The 20,078-nt window shown below is 65.7% G+C and carries 18 protein-coding genes; 4 read left to right on the forward strand and 14 right to left on the reverse strand.

What is annotated here, in order from left to right:
• Nucleotides 1-3 precede the first annotated feature (3 nt).
• Nucleotides 4-630: an acyltransferase gene (locus JNO54_RS06295; protein ID WP_204143126.1), complete on the forward strand. Its 627-nt coding sequence runs from the start codon at nt 4-6 to the stop codon at nt 628-630.
• On the opposite strand, the gene JNO54_RS06300 is transcribed toward JNO54_RS06295, so the two are convergent.
• The 13 genes from JNO54_RS06300 to JNO54_RS06360 form a co-directional block, all read right to left on the reverse strand.
• On the reverse strand, nt 620-1,891 hold the full coding sequence (locus JNO54_RS06300) for a hypothetical protein (protein WP_204143127.1): 1,272 nt from the start codon (nt 1,889-1,891) through the stop codon (nt 620-622). The genes JNO54_RS06295 and JNO54_RS06300 overlap by 11 nt on opposite strands.
• Entirely contained in the window at nt 1,878-3,110 is a 1,233-nt protein-coding gene (locus tag JNO54_RS06305) for a lipopolysaccharide biosynthesis protein (RefSeq protein WP_204143128.1), read from the reverse strand. Before JNO54_RS06305 ends, JNO54_RS06300 begins: the two co-directional genes overlap by 14 nt.
• Complete coding sequence (locus tag JNO54_RS06310; protein WP_204143129.1) at nt 3,107-4,213, reverse strand: glycosyltransferase; 1,107 nt, start codon at nt 4,211-4,213, stop codon at nt 3,107-3,109. The genes JNO54_RS06305 and JNO54_RS06310 overlap by 4 nt, the downstream gene beginning before the upstream one ends.
• Entirely contained in the window at nt 4,210-5,358 is a 1,149-nt protein-coding gene (locus JNO54_RS06315; protein ID WP_204143130.1) for a glycosyltransferase, read from the reverse strand. Before JNO54_RS06315 ends, JNO54_RS06310 begins: the two co-directional genes overlap by 4 nt.
• Entirely contained in the window at nt 5,355-6,506 is a 1,152-nt protein-coding gene (wecB, locus tag JNO54_RS06320; protein WP_204143131.1) for a non-hydrolyzing UDP-N-acetylglucosamine 2-epimerase, read from the reverse strand. Before wecB ends, JNO54_RS06315 begins: the two co-directional genes overlap by 4 nt.
• Before the next feature lie 3 nt (nt 6,507-6,509).
• The gene (locus tag JNO54_RS06325) at nt 6,510-7,625 is read right to left on the reverse strand and encodes a polysaccharide biosynthesis C-terminal domain-containing protein (protein WP_204143132.1); all 1,116 of its coding nucleotides are present in this window, start codon (nt 7,623-7,625) and stop codon (nt 6,510-6,512) included.
• Entirely contained in the window at nt 7,622-8,647 is a 1,026-nt protein-coding gene (locus JNO54_RS06330) for an SDR family NAD(P)-dependent oxidoreductase (protein WP_204143133.1), read from the reverse strand. Before JNO54_RS06330 ends, JNO54_RS06325 begins: the two co-directional genes overlap by 4 nt.
• Nucleotides 8,644-9,609, reverse strand: a complete 966-nt coding sequence (locus JNO54_RS06335) for an NAD-dependent epimerase/dehydratase family protein (protein WP_204143134.1) — start codon at nt 9,607-9,609, stop codon at nt 8,644-8,646. Before JNO54_RS06335 ends, JNO54_RS06330 begins: the two co-directional genes overlap by 4 nt.
• A complete protein-coding gene (locus JNO54_RS06340) occupies nt 9,606-10,811 on the reverse strand; it encodes a glycosyltransferase family 4 protein (RefSeq protein WP_204143135.1) in 1,206 nt (401 codons plus the stop codon). Before JNO54_RS06340 ends, JNO54_RS06335 begins: the two co-directional genes overlap by 4 nt.
• Before the next feature lie 68 nt (nt 10,812-10,879).
• Complete coding sequence (locus JNO54_RS15110) at nt 10,880-11,800, reverse strand: NAD-dependent epimerase/dehydratase family protein (RefSeq protein WP_372430710.1); 921 nt, start codon at nt 11,798-11,800, stop codon at nt 10,880-10,882.
• A complete protein-coding gene (locus JNO54_RS06350; RefSeq protein ID WP_204143137.1) occupies nt 11,797-12,594 on the reverse strand; it encodes an MraY family glycosyltransferase in 798 nt (265 codons plus the stop codon). The genes JNO54_RS15110 and JNO54_RS06350 overlap by 4 nt, the downstream gene beginning before the upstream one ends.
• A gap of 176 nt (nt 12,595-12,770) precedes the next feature.
• Nucleotides 12,771-14,612 carry a polysaccharide biosynthesis protein gene (locus JNO54_RS06355; RefSeq protein WP_307818084.1) on the reverse strand — a complete coding sequence of 614 codons (1,842 nt, stop codon included), beginning with the start codon at nt 14,610-14,612 and terminating at the stop codon, nt 12,771-12,773.
• A gap of 2 nt (nt 14,613-14,614) precedes the next feature.
• Nucleotides 14,615-16,039 (reverse strand): tyrosine-protein kinase domain-containing protein, encoded by a 1,425-nt coding sequence (locus tag JNO54_RS06360; RefSeq protein WP_204143138.1) that lies wholly within the window; start codon nt 16,037-16,039, stop codon nt 14,615-14,617.
• A gap of 91 nt (nt 16,040-16,130) precedes the next feature.
• On the opposite strand from JNO54_RS06360, the gene JNO54_RS06365 reads away from it, so the two are divergent.
• Nucleotides 16,131-16,715: an arsenate reductase/protein-tyrosine-phosphatase family protein gene (locus tag JNO54_RS06365; protein WP_204143139.1), complete on the forward strand. Its 585-nt coding sequence runs from the start codon at nt 16,131-16,133 to the stop codon at nt 16,713-16,715.
• Here JNO54_RS06365 and rfbA read toward each other — a convergent pair.
• Nucleotides 16,712-17,572: a glucose-1-phosphate thymidylyltransferase RfbA gene (gene rfbA / locus JNO54_RS06370; protein ID WP_204143140.1), complete on the reverse strand. Its 861-nt coding sequence runs from the start codon at nt 17,570-17,572 to the stop codon at nt 16,712-16,714. The genes JNO54_RS06365 and rfbA overlap by 4 nt on opposite strands.
• Before the next feature lie 36 nt (nt 17,573-17,608).
• On the opposite strand from rfbA, the gene rfbB reads away from it, so the two are divergent.
• Together rfbB and JNO54_RS06380 are read left to right on the forward strand one after the other, a co-directional pair.
• Nucleotides 17,609-18,607, forward strand: coding sequence for a dTDP-glucose 4,6-dehydratase (rfbB, locus tag JNO54_RS06375; RefSeq protein WP_204143141.1), 999 nt, complete (start codon nt 17,609-17,611; stop codon nt 18,605-18,607).
• The gene (locus tag JNO54_RS06380) at nt 18,607-19,989 is read left to right on the forward strand and encodes a sugar nucleotide-binding protein (protein WP_204143142.1); all 1,383 of its coding nucleotides are present in this window, start codon (nt 18,607-18,609) and stop codon (nt 19,987-19,989) included. Before rfbB ends, JNO54_RS06380 begins: the two co-directional genes overlap by 1 nt.
• Nucleotides 19,990-20,078 lie beyond the last annotated feature (89 nt).

A 20,078-nucleotide genomic window follows, 5' to 3' on the forward strand; every position in this document is an offset into this window, starting at 1 on the left:
GCCATGAAGTTCGATGCCAAGAAGCCGGCATCAGCCCTAGGGGCTGCCGCGGGTCCCGTCTACAAGTTCGCCTCGAGTCCTCGACGTGCTCGTAGAGCGGTGAAGGGACTCGCGACCGTGAGGCGGTTTGGCGGTCGCGGAGATCATTTCAACTTTGACCCTGACGGTACCTACTCGTATGCGTCGATCTTTGTTGGAAGCTACGTCAACCTGGGGTCTGCTCCGACCCTGCTGGCAACTCGATCGACGATTCGAATCGGCAATCATGTGATGTTCGGTCCTGGAGTGACGATTCGGGGCGGGAACCATCGATACGACATCGTTGGCCGCTTCATCGACTCAATCGGGGACGACGAGAAGCGTCCCGAGGATGACCCGGGCGTCGTCATCGAAGACGACGTGTGGGTCGGCGGGAACGCGACCATCCTCGGTGGGGTGACAGTAGGCCGCGGCTCGATCATTGCAGCTTCAGCAGTCGTCACCAAAGACGTTCCGCGGTACAGCATCGTCGGGGGAAATCCTGCACGCGTTATCCGTGCACGCTTCACCGCTGGGCAGATCGAGGAGCATGAGCGCAGGCTAGGCCTGCAGCCGACGCGCGTTATCGGCCGCCGGGAAACTAGCTCCTGACGAGGCTGGAACGGGCCTTGCTCGTCCCCAGCTTGTCGCTGCGAACCTGACCGCGGTGAGTTCTCCTGCGCGCCATCACGTACAGGAGGGTGATGATCAGCACGCCAGATGCGTTGGGGAAGGTCTGAAGGAGGTGGTTGTTGGCAGGGAAGAAGAACAAGCCAACTGCAAGTTGGCCGAGTAGCAGGACAGCGAATGGGTTCAGGGTTGCGCGGCTTTCTCGCCATAGACGGGTGGCCAAGCCGCCGATGAACAGGAGCAGCAAAGGGACACCCCAGAATGTGATGTCTGAAGCCAGCCAGGGCGCAGCCGTCTGCCAAACCTGACTGGCGCTCCAGCCGGTGGCCATCTCGGTCCGAGCGGGGTAGCTCTCAGGTGGGAGTCCACCTGAGAATAGGCGTGTGAATCCATAGAATGTTGTCTGCCCGCCGGTCCATACGAAGGGCTGGTCGAGTGCGTGGCTGAGGCCCACATAGCCGTGAGTGAGGTAGAACATGAGGCCATCCGCGCCCCCCACCACTCGGTCTCGGAAGCCCGTGGCGGTTCCGTCCCGAGAGCCCAGGAAGTAACTGAGTGTGACGAGTCCAAACAGGGCAACGACCGCGCCCGCCCACCGAGTTCCCCGTCTGCGGTTACCTGATCGGCCCTTGACGAGCAACACGGTGAGGGTGGCAAGTAGGACCGTGCCGACGTTAACCATTGCTCCGATCAGAGTGGCTTGCACGGCGTAATAGACCATTGTCGCTAAGGACACCGACCGTAGCGTGGCCGAAAGAGAACGCCAGTACAGGGCCGTCCAAGCGAAGACGACGTACTTGGTGAAGTTCAGCATGCTGATCAGAGGCCCAAACGCGCCGCCGAGGATGCCTGCGTTGGCCTCGCCTCGAATCGCCATCAGTTTCACGCGCTCGTAGGCTGCGCCGGGTTCGAAGATGAACCGCTGAATCTCGCTGAGTGAGGTGTAGTACACAGAGATGTTGACCGTGCTGATGACCCCAAGCACGATACAAGCACCCCATAGCCACTTCTGGTTCACCTTCTCGAAGGTGTGTGGGGCTTGCTTGATCTGCGCGCCGAAAGTGTTGCCGAGAAGGAGCGCGAGGACGCATGTGAGGACGTAGCAGACCACGAAGAAATCGCGATCGGTGGGAAAGCGAACCCAGTAGAGCAGGACCGATACGACCAGAAAGGCGGCACTGGCGAGGACGGGGTAGTTTGGCCCGATCTCCTTGGCCTCTGAAGAACGGCTATCGGGCGGCATGGTTCCACCTCTGGGTCTGGACGACCATGGAGGCAGCGTACGACGCGCTGCCCAGGAACTTAGTGAGGACCAACCCCCAGGCTCCGAGCCAGGGGATAGTCGCCACTCCCACGATCATGTTGACGAGGCCTACGGCGTAGGCCGCACGCTTGATGCTGAGGCCATCCCCCTGCGCCTGTAAGTACTGGTTAAGATAGTCACCAGTGCCGTGCAGGAGGAACCCAACTGCCAGGACCGGGAACATCGTCCGGGCGGTGTCGAAGTCGCGGGGGAAGATGAATGGGAAGAGCAGCCAGCCCGCGCCCGTACCTGCGAGACCCAGCAGGGCACTTCGGCTAAACATGCTCACGACGAGGCGGCGTGGCAGTTGGCTCTGAGAGCCGAACTTGCGGAACTGAACCATCCCGATGACTGTCGGTAGGGTAGCTACGGGTGCCGCCATGCTCAGGGCCAGGGCGAAGGTCCCAAAGGAGACTTCGCCGACGTGAGCACCGCCGAGCACGACGATAAGCTCAGCCACCCCGACCGAGATCAGCGCGCCCTTGTAAATCGGGAGGCCGGTGCTCTTCTGAGTCTCCATGAGCCGCGCCCGTTGGACTGCTAGCCCCTGGTACCCCCAGACGGAGAGGCGGGTTGAGGTCCACACGTGCGTCGACAGATAGGCCGTGCTCATGATGATCAGCACCGCAGTCAATGAGACTGCATCGTGGGCAACCGCGAGGAGGCCAGTGGCGGCAAAGATGAAGGCTGGCGGCAGGACGGTCTGGACAGCAATCTCTCGTGTCCGCCCTGCGCCTCGCAGCATGTACATGAAGTGCCGTTGCAACGCGATCGTCCACACCAGTGCGCTCGCGAGGAGCAGGAGGGGGGAGACCTCCAGGATGTCCGTGGTGAGGAGCGAAATGAGCGCCAGCAGCACGGCAGCAACCAGCAGGGCTGCCAGCACCAGCTGCAGGCTCGCGGTGACGAGCTTCGGTTGGGCTGCCGGCTGGAGCTGGCTAAGTGACCGGGCGGCCGAGTATGGGATGCCGACGTTGGCGACCACCGCCACGAGTCCAAGAACAGCGACGACGTAGCGATACGCACCGAAGTCCGAGGGCGCCATTTCCCGCGTGAGCACCACGCTGGTGAGGAGGGCGAGGACAGCAGCGCCGTAGGTAGCGCCGGCTAACCCGATAGTCCCTCGCGACCGCTCAAGACCTAGCTTGACAGCTCTCATCTGCGGGGCCTGGATCGCCGGGATCCGCGCATCATATCGTCGTAGATTCTAGACAACTCTCCGTAGAGGTGGTCCTGTGAGAAGGCGCTTCCGACCCGAGCGCGACCGTTCTCGCCGAGGCGTTCAGCAAGCCGGGGGTTCTCCTTGAGCTTCGTCAGTCGATCCACCATGGACGGCGCGCTCCCCGGTTCGACGAGGAACCCAGTCTCACCGTCGACTACGACCTCGGGGTTTCCTCCGACATCGGTCACCACCGTCGGCAAGCCCACAGACATGGCCTCGAGCAGCGCATTCGACAAGTTCTCGTGCAGGGTCGCGAAGAGGAAGGCGTCCGAGACCTGGAGAATCTGCTTAACGTCATCGCGTTGCCCGAGTGCCACCAGTCGCCCGGCCTCGATGAGGTGCTTGTACTCGGAGAGCACCGTTTCCAGCCAGGGCCCGTCGCCCACCAGGCAGACCGTGCACCCCTCCGGGAGTTGAGTTGCGACCTCCAGGACTGTTGCTATCCCTTTGTCGGTCACCAGGCGGCCGGTCACCGTGGCGAGGAAGGTGCTGGGCAGCCCGAGTCGTTGCCGCTCTCGTTGCCGCGCGACGCCAGTCAGACGCGACTCCGGCCACGCGGGTGCGGCGTTGTGCAGCGCGCCGAGATACTTGCGCCGGAACTGGCGCACCAGACGGCGCCGACCGGCCGAATGGGTCACGGTAAGGAAGCCGGAGCTCAGCATCAGGGTAATCGGCTCGACGATCCCCCCGAATATGCCTCGCACGACGGGGTGCAGGCCGAGGGCATCGGTCGAGAAGCCACGGACCGTCACCAAGACCGGGGCTCGACACGCAAGACGAGCGGCCACGACGGCGTGGAAGCCCGAGGACTGGAGCCCGGAGAGGTGGATCAGGTCGGGCTGGGCCGCCCGGATCTGCGCGCGGAGGTCGCGGATGAGGGCTAGGTTGACCTTCCCCCCGGCATGAAACGTCTGCGTCACGACGCTGAAGTCGTAGCTGTCGGCGAGTGTCGACTCCAGGATGCGTGCCACGGCGGAGTTCGGCCCGCTGATCTGGTTCGGCATGATGACGTGAAGCATCACCTTGGGTCGGTTGCTCATACGGGCAGCCCCAGCCCAGCGGACAAGGCCGAGAACTCCGCCTGGTAGCGCCTGTGGTCGAAGAACTTTCGGTCGACTTCCCGCCAACGATCAGTGTGGAGGTCGACGAGAGTGCGGTCGAGGCCGTCAAGTGGTACGACGGTCCCCATCTGCCCGTCGGCCAGGATCTCGGTGAGATCGGGATGAGGAGTCACCACCGCGGGTGTCCCTAAGGTGATGCTCTCGACGAACTTCGTGGGGAACCCCGCGTCCGTCACCCGCGAACGATCTCGGGCGATCACCGAGAAGTCAGCCTGGGCGACCCATCCCAGGGCCTCCTCATGGCTCACTCTGCCGTGGAAGGTCACCAGTTCGCGGCTGGGAAGGGGGACGCTCGGGTAGATTTGCTGGAACTGCCCTGAGGTGACACCGACAACGTCGAGGTGGATAGGAACGGACTGCGACGCGGTGACGACGGCTGCGACCGTGGCGTCAAGGCGCTCCTTCTCGGCGCTCGGTGACCCGGCGTACACCAGTCGGAGTTCCGATGTCAGGGGTTCCTCGGGCGAGCGGTGCCACTTGGGGGTATCGGCATCGACCAGAGGGGGGATCCTGACGACACAGGGAACCTTCCTGCCATGGTAAGTGTTCTCGAGGAAGCGGGAGATGACGACGAGAGCGTCCAGCCGTCTGTGCACCACCTTCATGCGCAGCGTTGTATCCGTCCACTTCATGGCCTGGGCGGCCCGTGAGGCGAGGTGCGATGTCCCATACCACTCGGTGACGTCCGCCCCGCACGCGATGCCCCGGCGACGGCAGTAGGCCGAGAGCCGGGTCAGCGCGACGGCAGGGTAGTTGTAGGCGATGACGGCCCGGGGGCTGTCAAGGGCGTCGCAGAGGTCAGCGATCTGGCGGATGGAGAGTTGCGGACTGTCCAATACAGGCCGCTGGTTCATGGGAAGGCGGTAACAAGTGAATCCCTCGACCGCGGGCAGCCGCTCGATCGGGCCACCACGCCCGTCGACCGTCCCTGTCTCGGCCAGCACAACGTCGTGGCCCAGTTGTCGGAGGCCTTTCGCGTTGGCCAGCACCCGTTGAGCAGCAGCGTTCAGGTCGGGCAGCCGGAAAGGCCCGAGGTAGACGATCTGACTCGGACGGGAACTCATGATCTGTCGGGGCTGCTGGTCCGGATGCCTGCCCAGTGGTGGTGCCGGCGGGCGGTCGACAGGATGAACTTGACCGTCCGCTCGCTGGTGTTGTCGATCAGGTAGTCGTCAGGGGTCAGGTGGCTGACACCGTCACGCTGGTACCCACTTGCCATGGTCAGCCCAACCGCAGCGACGACATCGGGAGCATGCAGCCCCGTCATCATGATGCCCCCCGAGTCGAGCGCCTCAGGACGTTCGATCGAGTCCCGCAGCGTGATGGCCGGGAAACCTAGGATGGAACTCTCCTCGGCAATCGTGCCGGAGTCGGAGAGGCAGCACGCTGCGGCCAGCTGCAGTTTGTTGTAGTCGTGGAAGCCGAGCGGTTCGCTGAAAATGATCCCCTCGGGTTCCTGCCAACCGGGCAGCGCCTCAAGGTGCTTCCGGGTACGGGGGTGCGTAGAGACGAAGACAGGCTTGTCATAAGTCTCGTGTACCGCGGTGAGGCAGCTGAGCAGCATACGTAGGCGCTCGGGAGAATCGACATTCTCTTCCCGATGTGCGCTGACGAGGAAGTACTCGCCGTCGGTCAGCCCCTTGTCATGGAGTACCGTCGAGGCCTCGATCTGCAGGCGATAGGCATCGAGGACCTCGCGCATCGGCGAGCCGGTCTTGAGGATTCTGCGGGGGTGCAGCCCTTCAGCGAGCAGGTTGCGGCGCGCATGCTCGGTGTAGACGAGGTTGAAGTCACTGACGTGGTCCACCAGCCGGCGGTTAGTCTCCTCAGGAACATTCAGATCGAAGCACCTGTTGCCCGCCTCCATATGATAAACTGGCACCTTTTTTCGGCGAGCCATGACAGCGGCGATGCAGGAGTTGGTGTCACCCAGTACGAGCAACGCATCTGGTCGCTCGCTGTCGAGGACCTCCTCGACGGCGATCAGAGTCCCGCCGAGTACGTTGCCGAGGCTCGACGTATCTACCCCAAGCATGTGATCGGGCTTGCGGATGCCTAGGTCGTCGAAGAAGACCTGGTTCAACTCGTAGTCGTAGTTCTGACCGGTATGTACGAGCACGTGCTTGATGCCCTCGGTGCTGTCCAAACGTGCTAGCACACGCGACAACCGGATGAGCTCTGGGCGGGTGCCTACGACCGTCATGACCTTCACTGTTCAGACCTCCTGCGCGGGGCGTCGGCGGACGGGCTCCGGGAAGGTGTCCGGGGAGTCCGGGCGGAAGAGCTCGTGGCTCCAGAACTGGGTAAAGAGAGTGTCGTCACCGGTGTTGATGATGTTGTGCACCCAGCCCACCGGCATGTCGACAGCTACCGGCTCGTCGCCGGTCACCTCGAAGGTGAGGACCTCGTCGGTGAACATCTTGCGCAGCTCCATGTTCGCCTGGCCCCGGATGACCGCGAAGCGCTCGATCTTGTGGAGGTGGTAGTGCTCGCCGCGCGTGACCCCGGGGACGGTCGTGGAGAAGGACGTCTGGCCTTCTCCACCGCGGCAGCGAACTGTCTCCACGAAGGAACCACGTGGGTCGCGGTGTGGGACAAGGCTGATGGGGCAGTAGTTTGGGAACAGCGCAGCGCGGTACGTATTGAAGAGGTCGATGCGGAACTTTGTGGATAGGTCAGGGATCTCACCAACGGGCACGTAACTACCGTGAAACTCCTGCAACAGGTCCCATACTTCCTGCACCCCGTGGTTCTCCGGCTCGGTAGAGACCATGATCTCGGTGGTCGTCAAGCCCTCGAGGAGCGCCTGGGCGGCATCTTGCGCATGCAGGAGGCCCACCTGGGCGTCGTTGATAGTCGGCGTTTCACCGTGGATGGTCGCGTGGGCGAAGGTGGCGACGAAGGAGTTGTACTGCGGCCGGCCGTGCTCGCCGAAGATGTTCGGCAGGAGCACGTCGACGAGGTGACCTTCGACGCCTTCGACTGCCAAGCGGAGCAGCTCGGCCGCTCGCGCCTTGCCCCGACCGTACGCCGTCTCGTTGCCAGCCTGGATGGAGTTCGCATACACGACGCGAAGGGGCCGATTCGCCCCGTCGATCGCGCGCGCCAGGTCGTCGGCAAGCTGGACGTTTCTGCCCTCTACTTCATCGGGGGACTCGGCCCGGTTCACTCCGGCGATGTGGATGACGGCGTCTACGTCAGTGAGGAGCGACGGAAGGTGGGACCATTCCTCGCGACTGACCGCCACAACTTCATGCTCGGTGAGCGCATGAAGTCGCAGACGGGTGTGCCAGCCGAGGAAGCCGTGGGCTCCCGTGAGGGCGACCTTCATCGACGTGCCTCCAGAGGCGCCTGCATCTCCGGCAGAGCACCCACCAGGGCCTTGGTCTGCTCCACGTCGAGGCGCTCGGCATTGTTCGAGTCGTACTCGGTGGCCGTCGCGGCCTCGTCCTCTCCATCCTCGACGTACTTGCTGTAGTCGAGAGCCCTCGCGTCCAGGGGGACGCGGAAGTAGTCCCCCTGGTCTGTGGCCTTGACCATCTCCTCCTGGGACAGGAGCGTCTCCCACATCTTCTCGCCATGACGCATACCGATCTTGCGCAGGTCAGGCTCGACTCCCATGAGCTCGGCCAGCGCGATCGCCAGCGTCTCCACCGTGCAGGCCGGTGCCTTCTTAATGAAGAGGTCTCCCGGCTGCGCGTGGCTGAACGCGTAGTTGACAAGGTCGACGCTCTCGTCGAGGGACATCAGGAACCGAGTCATGTTGGGCTCGGTGATCGTCAGCGGCTTGCCTTGCTGAATCAATCGGACGAAGAGCGGGATCACCGAGCCACGGGAGTACATCACGTTGCCGTAGCGGGTCACCGAGACGGTGGTCTGCGAGTCGGGGTGGTTTCGCGCGAAGGCCTGCGCGGTCTTCTCCATGAGCGCCTTGGTCATGCCCATGGCATTCACCGGGTAGACCGCCTTGTCGGTGCTCAGGCAAACCACGGAGCGCACGCCGTGTGCGTGCGCGGACTCGATGACGTGCTGGCTGCCGACAACGTTGGTCTTCACAGCCTGGTCCGGGAAGAACTCGCAGCTGGGCACCTGCTTGAGGGCCGCAGCGTGGAAGACGTAGTCGACACCGTGCATCGCCGCATCGACGCTGTGACGGTCTCTGACGTCGCCGATGAAGAAGCGGGCGCGGCCGTCTCCGAGAGACTGTCGCATCTCGTCCTGCTTGGCCTCGTCACGGCTCAGAATGTTGACAGTGGAGGCTCCCGAGCTCAGCAGGTGGCGCACCATGGTGCTGCCGAAGGACCCGGTCCCGCCTGTGATGAGGAAGCTGGCTCCACTCGGTGTGTCGGTCACGGCTGGTTCTCCTTGCTGTTCGCGGTTGCATCGTAGGTCTCCAAGGAGCGGAACCAGGTCAGGGTCTCCTCGAGGCCGGTCTGGAGAGTCGTCGGGGCCACCCCAGGGAACAGCGCGGTCAGGCTGGAGTTGTCAGCCTGAGAGTGCCGCACGTCACCTGGACGTGGGTCTCGGTACTCCACCTCCGCCGCGATCCCGGTGACCTCCGACATGAGCGTCACGAGCTGGTTGAGGTTGGTGTTGGTGCCGAAGGCCAGGTTGACCGGCTCGGGGTGCGTCACTCGCCGCTCCGCGGCGTCGAGCAGCACCCGGCAGACGGTCCCCACGTAGGTGAAGTCACGGGAGTTGGTCCCATCCCCGTTGACCGGAAGAGCCATCCCTCGGAGCAGCGCATCCAAGAAGATCGGGATGACCGCGGCATACGCGTGGCCTGCCCGCTGGCGGGGTCCGAACACGTTGAAGAAGCGAAAGGCCAGGGTATCCATGCCGTATGAGTTCTGGTACGCCAGAACGTACTGCTCGCTTGCCAGCTTCGTCACGGCGTAGGGGCTCATGGGTCGAACCCATTCCCGCTCTCCCTTTGGCAGAGCGGGGTTCGACCCATAGACAGAGGAGCTGCCCGAGACCATCACGTGCGACACCCCTGCTGCACGAGCGGCCTCGAGAACGCTCAAGGTCCCCGTCGCATTCGTCTCGTGGGTGGGAAAAGGAGCGTTGATGCTGCGGGGCACACTTCCCAGGGCCGCGAGGTGCACGACCGAGTGGTGACCCGCCATGACGGCCTCGAGCCGATCGGTCTCGGTGACGCTCATCTCGTGGAAGTCGACGTCCAGACCCTCCAGGTTCTCGCGATGGCCCGTGACCAGGTTGTCCACGACGGTGACGGAGTGGTCGCGGCTCATGGCGAGTTCAGCCAGGTTGGACCCGATGAATCCCGCGCCGCCGGTGATGAGTAGCTTCACGCTGTAGCCTGTCCCTCTTCGTTTGGTGAGTCGTTCAGATCGGTGTCAGGGGAGTAGCGGCCGGGCGGGGCGGCCAGCGGACTTGATCCGTATGCCTTGGTGATCGAGACGTCGGGCGAGGGAGATCGCCTGTAAATACTCGCCAAGCCCTCCCAGATGCGCTCCCTTGGGAAATTCTCTATGACCCACTCTCGGGCTTTACGGCCCATCTCCTTTCGGCGCTGAAAATCGTGGCCGAGCTGAAGGAGAGCATCAGACAGTGCTCCGGCGTCACCCGCCGGGACTAGCAACCCTGTTTCGCCATGAAGAACGGAATCTACCGCCCCTGTTGCGGTTGTGGTAATGGTTGGTACGCCATGAGCCGATGCCTCAAGAATCACGTTAGGAAATCCCTCTCTAAAAGTGGGAAGACAAAGAACGTCTAGGAGAGAGTAATAGTCGCGGGTGTTCTCGACCCACCCGGTTTCAACTACGGTTGCGGAAAGTTGCTTCAAACGCAGCGACATCTCCCTGCTCTCGGATTCGCCCACCACCATCAACGTGATTCCGTCAATGTCTCCCGAAATGCGGTCGATAGCCTCCGCGAGTTCGCTTGCGCCCTTCGAGGGGTGAAGTCTTCCCACAAAACCAACCACGAAGGCTGATTCGGAGATCCCCAGAGATTCCCGGGACACAGGTGAACTGAAGTTCGCAGGCACCTGATCGACGCCATTACTGCTCCCGTCGCCGATCACTGCGATAGGCCGTCGATTCAGTCCATCACTTTCCATCTCTGCGCGAACACTCGGACTTACTGCGACGGCCAAATGTGAATTGGCTATAGTCAACCTCTCTACGGCCAGTAGTAGTCGGCGCTTTGCGCCAGTTTCGGTCTGATAGCGTAGTCCGCGTACGGTGTAGACTCGAAAGGGCACCCGGGCGATTCGCGCTGCTAGTAGGCCGAGTAAACTCGCCTTGGGGGTGCCAACGTTAACGATCGCGGGACGCAGGGTCCGCAACACCCGAATCCAGCGCATGAGAGCAATCAGGTCCTTGGCGGGGGAGATTTCCCGTTCCATAGGGATCGAATGCCCGAGGACTCCTTCGCGAGAAAGGGCGCGATCGAATTCGTGGTCGGGAGAGCACACGGCGTGGACTTCCCAACCGTTGCTGTTGAAGTAGCGAAGCTGACCCGTCAAGAAGTTGAGCGTGCTGCTGCCCACGGTCGTTCCGTAGACGAGTACAGGACGAGCGGTGTGACGACCGGTGTCGTGGCGGAGGGAGTCGCCTCTCATGACGTCTGCTCCGCCAGCGATTCCCACGCCCCTGCTCCCATGGGTGGTAGCCACCCCGCTACAGTGAGCCAACTGTCTGCCTGTCCCTGACCCATCCAGCAGATCTCTACTCGGCGGACATCGGCTTCAACCCGCCCATTGAGTCGGCTAGCCAAGCGGCCGGCTGTGAGGAGAGCCCGCGCGGCCCAAGCAGGGAGGTGGCGAGGCGTCTGGTGACCAAGGGCTTCCAGGAGGCTCTGGGTAGTCATTCCCTCCCATGGATGAATCACTATCGGTGGGGGCTTCGACTCAGTAGTGGCCAGAAAGGCTATGGCGGACCCTACATTTCCTATGAGCGCCTGCGGCGTGCGATTGGACCCGTCCCCTGCGACGGTCGAAAGGGGGGACCTCGCCAGCCGCGATAGTGATCTAGTGACCCTTCGATCTGGAGCATGAACGCTCCCGGGTCGGTAGATCACACCCTCCTCTGGAGCCCAGCTTTGGAAGGTCCGCTCACCGACAGCCTTCGACCACGAATACGGCGAGAATGGCTGGACCTCTGGTGACTCATCCAATACTGGCCGCCTCCCTTGGACGGCTGCCGAGGAAACGTGGATTACGCGGCGAACGCCAACCTGTTGTGCTGCCGCCGCGACAAGACCGGGGATCGCGGCGTTGGCGCCGAGAAGGGCGTTTAGGTCTTGACTTGACGCGTCGGGGTCTCCAGCTGCATTGATGACACTGTTGCAGCCCTCAAGGGCACTGGCAATCACATCCACACACTCATGGTTTGTTGCTGGAAAGGCCCTGGCTGCCAGCGCGGATGGCACGCGAAGCCGTGGTGTCCGTTGGCGAGCGACCTCGTGACCAGCCTCCCTGAGAGCATTGGCCACGGCGCCACCTACGAATCCGCTAGCCCCGAATACTGCAACTTTCATGGGGTGCCCCCTCTCTCAATCGGACGGAAGGCCTCGGCATCGAACCAGAGCGGAGCCGTCACGTACGCGGCCGAGGTAGCAGCGGCCACCCCCACGCTGATCCGTCCAGGAAGGTTGGCGACGCTGATTGCGATGACGGCCGCCGTAACCGAGTGAGCCAGGGCCACGGACGAGTGAGTCAGCCCGTGTTCGTCCACGAGCCGTTGGTAAGCGTGGCCACGATGGGCTTCTGTCAGGGAGTCCCCTGACATTGCCCGCCTTACCAGGGCTTGAGTTGCATCCACCATGTAGGGGAGCAAGGGCGCCGCGACCCTCAGAGCTAGCTGCGGCCGCGTCGCGACATGGGAGATGCTGGCCGCCATAAGACTGCCGAACAGGTAACTGCCCACGTCGCCCAGGAAGAAGCGGTCGCGGGACAAGTTCCAGGGGAGGAAGCCGAGCCCCGCGCCAGCGGTGACAGAACCGAATGTCTGCAGCACAGCGTCCCGCTCCCTTCGGCCCGCGCACAATGTCGAGACGCCCCAGACGGCTGCGATACCTCCGGTGATCCCATCGATTCCGTCCATGAAGTTCACAACGTTCACTGTGCCCGCGGTCCCAAGGCTGCTGATGGGTGCCACCGCGAGGCTCGGTCCGAAGACGGCTCCTGCGACCGCCTGCACTGCGAGACGGATGTATGGATTTACTCCATCAACGGACTGGTCGTCCAGAAACCCCGCAGCGGTCAGCGCGGCGACCCCAGCCATGGTCCGCCCCCGAATCTTGCCCTGTCGACCGGTCACCAGCGTCCCCATCGCGACCCCTGTGAGGCAGGCCAGCCCACCCCCCCGTGGAATGGGCGTCGTGTGCGAGGAGCGATGGTTGGGGATGTCCATGGTCCCCTGACGGATCAGCACTTCGCGGATGGCAGGTGCCGTGACGAAGGTCGTCGCTAGTGAGACCAACCCGCCCAGCAAAGCGCGACGCACTGTTAGGCCTCCCTGGCAGTCGTTGCAGCCACACTGTCCGACCTCACAAAGTCCGCCTCAGATGTCGCGGCGCTGCACATCCACTCGACCGAGGCCTCGGGGGAGGAGTGCACGGTCTCGTCGACGGTTCGAGGCTCGAGGCGAGGCACATCGACGCTCGAGACGAGCTCATGGCCGGTGCCCTTGATCGATTCCCCAGGGGTGAAGAGCTCCTCCGACATCTTCTCGCCCGGCCGGAGGCCGGTGTAGGCGATCTCGACGTCCTTGCGGCCCGACATGCTGATCAATGTCTTGGCGACCTCATCGATCTTCACCGGGTTGCCCATCTCGAGGACCATGACCTCCCCGTCACGGCCGATCGCAGCCGACTGGAGGACGAGCTGGCAGGCCTCGGGGATGAGCATGAAGTAGCGCTCGACATCCGGGTGGGTGACCGTGACCGGTCCACCTTGCTCGATCTGGGCGGTGAACGCGGTGATGACCGAGCCGCGGGAGCCGAGCACGTTGCCGAACCGGACGCTGACGTAGGTGTGCTCGTCATGGTCGGCGAAGGACGCGGTCAGGCGCTCGGTGATCCGCTTGGAGTAGCCGAGGACGCACGAGGGGTTCGCGGCCTTGTCCGTCGAGACGTTGACGAAGGTCTGCACCCCGACGGCCTGCGCCGCGCGGAGCACGTTGAGCGTGCCCACGACGTTAGTCTTCCACGCCTCCATCGGGTACTGCTCGAGCAGAGGCAGGTGCTTCAGCGCGGCGGCGTGGAAGACGACATCGGGCTTGGTCTGCTCCATCACCTCGCGCATCCGCTCGGCGTCACGGATGTCCGCGAGCACGATGGTGTCGTCATCGAGCAGGCCTCGACCTGTCACCGAGATCTGGGCGGCGTGCAGCGCCGACTCGTCACGGTCGAGGAGGTAGAGCTTCGCCGGGCCGAACCGGGCGATCTGCCGGCAGAGCTCGGAGCCGATCGATCCGCCCGCGCCGGTGACGAGGATCGTCCGGCCCTGGATCGAGTCGGCGATCGCGCCGTGGTCCAGCTCGATGGGGCGACGTCCGAGGAGGTCGCGCACGTCGAGGCCTCGCAGGTCGGTGCCCTTCGCCCCGCCGAGCATCTCGCCGGCCGAGGGCAGCACGAGCATCTCGAGGTCGGCCTCGTCCGAGCGTCGGCGCAGGTCCTGAAGCAGCTCAGAGTCCGCGCTCGGCACCGCGACGGCGAGGACCTTCGCGTCAGAGTCCTCGGCAACGCGCGCCAGGTCCGCTCGCGCACCGAGCACCTTGACGCCACTGATGCGCATCCGGCGCTTCCGGGGGTCGTCGTCGATGAACGCCACCGGGGTCAACCCGGCGGAAGGGTCCCGGACGAGAGCCCGGACCAGCTGCCGCCCCCCTTCGCCCGCGCCGAAGACGATCGTCGGGCGACTCTCCGGCTCGCGTGAAGACCCCGGCCGCATCCTCGCGGCGCGCAGGACGAAGCGGGCGCCAAACATGCCGAGCATCGCCAGCGCGCCGGCCGTGAAGGCCAGGCTGCGGGGCCCGAGGTCGTAGGGGACGAGCATGGAGATGACACCGAGCGGCACCGCCCAGAGCACCACGGTCATGCCGATGTCGATGATCTCCTCGTAGGAGCCCCGCTCGTGCCCGGCGGCATAGGCGCCCCAGAGGGTGCCGATGACCATGTGCGCGACGAGGGCGATGGCCATGCACGTGCTCACTGCTGCGCTGAACGAGAGGTCCAGCCTGAAGTCGTAGCGCATCAATGCCGCGGTGTAGAAGGCGCCGACGATGATGAGCAGGTCGACGAGGCACCACAGCCACCGGGTGCTCCGCCTCGTGCGCTGGTAGGCCACGATCAGACCGCCGCCGTGCGGCCGCCCGACCGCTTCGCCTGCTTGCGCCGGTCCCCGCGGGTCTTCAGCGTCTGCTCGTCGCTGTAGTAGCCGTAGTAGCCCGTGCCCTCGCCGCTCTTGGTGCTCACCCGGTTGAGGACGAGGCCGAGGACGGTGTTGTCCACCGCCTCGAGCGCCTCCAGGGTCGACTCGAGTTGCTCCTTGCGCACGATCGTCGTCCCGACGAGCACCATGATCCCGTCGACCTTCGTGCTGAGGACGACGGCGTCGGTCACGGGGAGCACGGGCGGGGTGTCGATGAGGACGTAGTCGTAGCGGGAGGAGAGGTCGCTCAGGACGGTGCTCATCGCCGTCGAGGCGAGCAGCTCGCTCGGATTCGGCGGGATCGACCCGCAGCCGAGGATGTCGAGCCCGTGCTCGCCGAAGGGCTGCAGCACCTCGTCCAGCGTGGCCCGGTCGATGAGGACGTCAGTCAGGCCCGCGACACCCTCCAGACCGAGGTACTCGAGCAGGCGCGGACGGCGCAGGTCGCCCTCGACGAGGCAGATCCGCGAGCCGGACTGGGCCAAGGTCAGTGCGAGGTTCGCGATCGTCGTGCTCTTGCCCTCGCCGGGGATCGACGAGGTCAGGGCGATGGTGCGTGGGTGCGAGGCGGCGTTGACGAACATGAGGTTGGTCCGCAGCGCGCGGAAGGCCTCGGAGCGCGGCGAGCTCGGGTCCGTCTCGACGATGAGCGGCTCCTTGCCGGCCCGCGGGTCGAAGTGCACAGCGCCGATGATCGGCTCCTCGGTGATCTCCTCGACGTCGTCGGCGGTGCGCACCGTCGTGTCCATGAGCTGACGCAGCACCGCGAGGCCGAGGCCGAGCAGGAGGCCGAGGACCACGCCGAGCGCGAGGTTGCGCACCGGGTTGGGCGAGACCGGGGTGCTCGACGTCTCGGCGGGCTGGACGAGCGAGACCTTGACCGGGCTGCGCTTGCTCGCGTCGGAGGGCCGCTCGATCTCGTCGACGACACCGGGGAAGCTCTCGCCGATGGCGGTCGCGACGCTCTGCGCGTGCTCCGGGGAGGGGTCGGTGACGCTGACCTCGAGCATGACGGTGTCCGGCGGGGTGACCGCGGTGATCTGGTCTGCGAGGTCGTCCACGTCGGTGCCGTCACCGAGAGCCTCGGCCACCGGGTCGAGCGCGCGGGGAGTCTTGAGCAGCTGGGCATAGGATTTGACCCGCTGCTGGATGAAGGTGTTGCTCTGCTGCAGCTGGGCGCTGTCGTCCGCACCGGAGACCGAGACGAAGAACTGCGTCGTCGACGCGTACTGCTTCGTCGCGGTGGCTGTGAGGAGCCCCGCCAGCCCGATGACGACGAGGGTCGTCAGGACGATGGTCATCCACCGCTTGCGGACGATGCGGATATAGTCCTGCAGTTCCACCGCGAGCCTTCCCCAGAGCTGAGCCAAACCTGAGGATCCTCTCACACGGGAGACGGGGCCGCCGACCGACGCCGTGCGGCAGGATGGCCGCATGACCGTGCAGATCATGACCGTGTGCACCGGCAACATCTGCCGCTCGCCCTACGCCCAGCTGCTCCTGGCCCACCGACTCGACGCGGTCCGCCCGGGCGCCTTCGACGTCAGCAGCGTCGGGACCGGGGCCCTCGTCGACCAGGGCGTCGACCCTGGGAGCGCGACGCTCCTCGAGGCCAGAGGTGTGGCGCATGACACCTTCGCCGCCCGTCAGATCACCGAGCAGCTGCTCCAGGACGTCGACCTCGTCCTGCCGCTGACCGTCGAGCACCGCAAGACCGTGCTCTCCTACGCGCCCCGGCTGCTCAAGCGCTGCTACACGGTCAAGGAGATGGCGCGACTCATCACCTCCGCCGACGAGCGCCGATCCTGGGAGGAGCGGCTCGCCGGACTGACGACCCCGGAGGAGCGGTGGCAGCGGATCCCGCAGGAGCTCGCCCGCGAGCGTGGTCTGGCCAAGGCCGAGGCGGGGCAGGACGACGTCGCCGACCCCTATCGGATGGACCAGAGCGCGTTCGACGCGATGGCCGTCGAGATCGACGCGGCCGTCGAGACGATCGTCGCGCTCGAGGCCCGCTTCTAGTCGAGGAGGCCGAGCAGGTAGGCGCCGTAGCCGCTCTTGCGCAGCGGCTCGGCGCGCTCACGCAGGCCGTCGTCGTCGATGAATCCCATCCGCCAGGCCACCTCCTCGGGGCAGCCGACCTTCAGCCCCTGCCGGCCCTCGAGCGTGCGGACGTAGTTGCTCGCGTCGTTGAGGTCGTCGAACGTCCCGGTGTCGAGCCACGCCGTCCCGCGGGGGAGGACCGTGACCTGCAGCCGGCCCTCGTCGAGGTAGGTGCGGTTGAGGTCGGTGATCTCCAGCTCCCCGCGCGCTGAGGGCGTCAGGGCCTTCGCCCGGCGCACGACGTCGGAGTCGTAGAAGTACAGGCCGGGGACCGCGTAGCTGCTCCGGGGCTCGGCCGGCTTCTCCTCCAACGAGACGGCCCTCCCTTCGCCGTCGATCTCCACGACGCCGTACGCCGACGGGTCCGCGACCCGGTAGCCGAAGACCGAGGCGCCGTCGATGTCCCGCAGGTCCCGCAGCCGGGTCCCCAGCCCCGGCCCGTAGAAGATGTTGTCGCCGAGCACCAGCGCCGCCGGCCCGCCCGCGAGGAAGTCCTCCCCGATGACGAAGGCCTGCGCCAGCCCGTCCGGGCTCGGCTGCACCGCATAGGTCAGCGAGATCCCGAACCTGCTCCCGTCGCCGAGCAGCCGGCGGAAGAGGTCGGCCTCGTGCGGGGTCGTGATGACGAGGATCTCGTCGATCCCCGCGAGCATGAGCGTGCTCAGCGGGTAGTAGATCATCGGCTTGTCGTAGACCGGGACGAGCTGCTTGCTCACGCCGAGCGTGATCGGGTGCAGCCGCGAGCCGGTCCCGCCGGCGAGGATGATGCCGCGCATGGCCCCAGCGTAGGTCGGCGCACCTAGGCTGCGGGTATGGATCGAATTCTGGTCACCGGGGGTGCCGGGTTCATCGGCAGCAACTTCGTTCACCACCTCGTCGCGACGACCGACACGCGGGTGACCGTCCTCGACAAGCTGACCTACGCCGCCAGCCGCGAGTCGCTCGCGGCCCTGCCGCCGGAGCGCGTCGAGCTCGTCGTCGGCGACATCTGCGACGCCCCCCTCGTCGACCGGCTCGTCGGCGAGCACGACGCCGTCGTGCACTACGCCGCCGAGTCGCACAACGACAACTCCCTGGCCGACCCCACCCCCTTCGTCCAGACGAATCTCGTCGGCACCTTCACCATCCTCGAGGCGGTGCGCCGGCACGGCACCCGGCTGCACCACATCTCCACCGACGAGGTCTACGGCGACCTCGAGCTCGACGACTCGGAGCGCTTCACCGAGGCGACGGCCTACAACCCCTCGAGCCCCTACTCCGCGACGAAGGCCGGCAGCGACCACCTCGTCCGCGCGTGGGTCCGCTCCTTCGGCGTCCAGGCCACCCTGAGCAACTGCTCCAACAACTACGGCCCCTGGCAGCACATCGAAAAATTCATCCCCCGCCAGATCACCAACGTCATCGACGGCATCCGCCCCCGCCTCTACGGGTCAGGGGAGAACGTGCGCGACTGGATCCACGCCGACGACCACTCCTCGGCCGTCTGGACGATCCTCACGAAGGGGGAGATCGGCCAGACCTACCTCGTCGGCGCCGACGGGGAGAAGAACAACCTCGAGGTCGTCCAGCTCATCCTCACGCAGATGGGCCGGCCCGCCGACGCCTTCGACCACGTCACCGACCGCGCCGGGCACGACCTGCGCTACGCCATCGACTCGACGAAGCTGCGCACCGAGCTCGGCTGGCGGCCCACCTACGGTGACTTCGAGTCCGGGCTCGAGCGGACCATCGCCTGGTATCGCGAGCACGAGGACTGGTGGCGCCCCCACAAGGACGCCGTCGAGGCCAAGTACGCGGCGCAGGGGCAGTGATGACCGAGCTCACCGTCGAGCGCACCGCGATCCCCGGCCTGCTCGTCGTCCGGCTGCCCGTGCACGGCGACTCCCGCGGCTGGTTCAAGGAGGGCTGGCAGCGCGAGAAGATGACCGCCCTCGGCCTGCCGGACTTCGGCCCGGTGCAGCACAACATCTCCTACAACGCCTCCCGCGGCGCCACGCGCGGGATCCACGCCGAGCCGTGGGACAAGTACGTCTCCGTCGCGACCGGCCGCGTCTTCGGGGCCTGGGTCGACCTGCGCGCCGGGGAGAGCTTTGGCGCGACGGTCACCGTCGAGATCGACGAGTCGGTCGCCGTCTACGTCCCCCGCGGGGTCGGCAACAGCTATCAGGCCCTCGAGGACGGCACCGCCTACAGCTACCTCGTCAACGCCCACTGGCGCCCCGGCATCACCTATCCCGCGCTCGCGCTCGACGACCCCACTGCGGCCATCGAGTGGCCCATCCCGCTCGCCGAGTCCGAGATCTCGGCCAAGGACCAGGCCAACCCGAGGCTGGCGGAGGTCACCCCCTTCGCCCCGCGGCCGCCGGTGATCCTCGGTGCCGGCGGCCAGGTCGGGCGGGCGCTCCAGGCCCTCCTACCCGAGGCCGTCGCCCTCGGCTCGGCCGACCTCGACCTCACCGACGCGGCCGCGATCGCGGCCTACGACTGGTCGCAGCACGACGTCGTCATCAACGCGGGCGCCATGACGGCGGTGGACGCCGCAGAGACGGGCGAAGGGAGGCAGCTGGCCTGGGCGGTCAACGCCACCGCGGTCGCCGCGCTGGCCCGGGCAGCGGTCGAGCACCGCTTCACCCTCGTGCACTACTCGAGCGACTACGTCTTCGACGGGGAGGCCGACGCGCACCCGGAGGGGGAGGCGCTCGCGCCGCTCGGGGTCTACGGGCAGTCCAAGGCCGCCGGCGACCTCGCCGTCACGGTCGTGCCCCGGCACTACGTGCTGCGGACCTCGTGGGTCATCGGCGACGGCGGCAACTTCGTCACGACGATGGCCCGGCTCGCCGACACCGGGGTGAGCCCCAGCGTCGTCGACGACCAGCACGGGCGGCTGACCTTCGCCGAGGACCTCGCCGCGGCGACCGTGCACCTCGTGCGGAGCGAGGCGCCCTTCGGCGTCTACAACTGCACGAACGCGGGGGAGCAGGCCACGTGGGCGGACATCGCGCGGGAGGTCTTCGTGGCGCGGGGGCGTGACGCGGGTGACGTCACGGGGGTGAGCACCGCCGAGTACGCCGCGGGCAAGACGATCAGCCCCCGCCCGACGCACAGCCTGCTGCCGCTCGACAAGCTCGCGGCGACCGGCTTCGAGCCCCGGGACCAGTGGGACGCCCTGCGCGAGTATCTCCGCCGCCTCTGACCCCCTTCGCCTCGGCCGGCGCCGGCGTCCACACCCCCGCGCCGGGTCACCCCTTCGTCCACAGGCCCGCTCGCCCGACGGCGGAGCGC

It is taken from the genome of Janibacter endophyticus (genome assembly GCF_016888335.1).
Lineage (GTDB): Bacteria > Actinomycetota > Actinomycetes > Actinomycetales > Dermatophilaceae > Marihabitans > Marihabitans endophyticum.